Raw genomic sequence first — 742 nt, 5'->3', positions numbered from 1 at the left:
CGTTTTTGACAAGCACTTTATTGAACAAGCGAAAAGTCCCCCCATAGACATCATCGCCTAACAGCACATGATCGCCTGATTGCAAGAGGGAAAAAACGGCGTGGATTCCAGCTAAACCAGAGGCAAAAGCAAACCCCTTAACCCCCCCTTCTAAATCGGCGATGAGTTCTTCTAAAGCAAAGCGTGTGGGGTTGCCTGAGCGAGAGTATTCATAGCCCTTATGGCGGCCTATGGCGTCTTGGCGGTAGGTGGAAGTTTGATAAATAGGCACGCTCACCGCCCCGGTTGTTGCGTCCTCACTAATGCCCCCATGGATTAATTTTGTTTGCATGCGCATGATTTTTCCTTTTTATTGAATTTATTATTGAATTTATAAATAAATACCTTTTGAGAGATAACGATCGGCAACATCCGGGAAAATGGTTAAAACCTGGCTGCCTTCTGGGAGGCGTTGCGCTTCTTTCAATGCTGCCGCAAAAACTGCCCCGCTAGAACTCCCCACTAACAAGCCGTTTTTCTTGGCTAACTTCCTAGTGTAGCTAAAACCCTCTTCATCTGAAATCGTTTCAAAGCCATCAATATCCAAGTTTGCAAAAAAAGGAGGGATAAACTCCACGCCAATGCCCTCAATCTCATGAGGCCCAGGCTCTCCCCCATTCAAAATAGAACCCTCCGGCTCCACCCCAATCAAGCGAATAGCAGGAATGCGTTCTTTCAAATACCTAGCCGTGCCCACAAAAGT

1 protein-coding gene and 1 pseudogene are annotated in these 742 nt (G+C 46.6%); both read right to left on the bottom strand.

The features are described from left to right. Positions 1–337: PLP-dependent transferase (locus tag IE260_RS43455; RefSeq protein WP_189881030.1), on the bottom strand; the 337-nt coding region annotated here is incomplete at its 3' end. Positions 338–370: 33 nt separating this feature from the next. Beyond that, positions 371–742, bottom strand: a pseudogene (locus IE260_RS43450) (O-acetylserine-dependent cystathionine beta-synthase); the annotation flags it as partial.

It is taken from the genome of Streptomyces viridiviolaceus, assembly GCF_014650995.1.
GTDB lineage: Bacteria > Actinomycetota > Actinomycetes > Streptomycetales > Streptomycetaceae > Streptomyces > Streptomyces viridiviolaceus.
The sequence above is the reverse complement of the archived record's forward strand: the minus strand, read 5'-3'. Positions and strand labels throughout refer to the sequence as shown.